The sequence below is a fragment of the Paraburkholderia humisilvae genome (assembly GCF_902859855.1).
Lineage (GTDB): Bacteria > Pseudomonadota > Gammaproteobacteria > Burkholderiales > Burkholderiaceae > Paraburkholderia > Paraburkholderia humisilvae.
Map to the genome: position 1 here is coordinate 1 of NZ_CADIKH010000406.1, position 908 is coordinate 908.

General features: G+C 51.8%; 1 protein-coding gene. It reads right to left on the reverse strand.

The features are described 5' to 3' along the window. On the reverse strand, positions 1-265 hold a 265-nt coding region (locus tag HV796_RS43895), incomplete at its 3' end, for a hypothetical protein (protein ID WP_217478261.1). Between the last annotated feature and the right edge of the window lie 643 nt (positions 266-908).

A 908-nucleotide genomic window follows, 5' to 3' on the forward strand; every position in this document is an offset into this window, starting at 1 on the left:
CGGGGCGGCCGATGACGTCGCAGTAGACCGTTTCCACCAATACTCCCGATATCGCAGGCGAAAGTCGATTCAAGCGTTCGATAAGCGGCGCGCACCTACTGCCGCCAACAGCTTTTAACGTTGATAACCCTATGTCGTACCTCGACCGCTCTCCGTCGTAACGCGGCGCGGGACCGTTTACCCGACACTCCCCGATATGCGCGATCATTACTCCGTCGGCTTTTACCTGTTCGGCCGGCAATTCGCTAAAGCTAGTCTGCGACATTTTGCCCCTCTGAGATCACCAGCGTGTGGTTCCGTACATACCGAGCTGTTGCCCGTGGCGGCTTGACACAATCTGGCCGAGAACCGCTACGCGCTTGCTTTCAGCGCGTTAGCACTTCCAAATCGGGAGGGCTCGTATGGAACCCGCCCCACCAGAACCAACGACAGTGAATGGCACGGCTGCGGATCAAATATTTGGCCACCCGTGGAATGGATCAATAACCTGCCAAACGTAATCGCCGGGGAAATTTTTGCGATATTTCAGTGTATGTTTTTTACATAAATTCGCGAGCATGCAACTAACGCTAGCTAAATGACACTCATTGGTCAATGGGGCAAAAATTCATTGTTGATGCTATTCCGTTTAAATAATGTTGTTCAATTAATGATGTGGAGTATGTTAGCGTCGGGAGATGAGTAGAGTCAACCTAGTGACATTATTAGGTCAAGAAATCCGCAGTGGCGCCGTTAACGTCATCCGGAATTTAATAAATACTTAAAATCGTTGCGGGTGGCGATCGGTTAACGGCTACTTAGAGAATGAAAGGGACTTCCCCGTCCCGAGGCTGCGGCGGAAGCCGCGAGTCAGGCATCGACGTGCCATGATGAGGTTGCGAACGTTCATCAACACCAGCGAGAGGGGA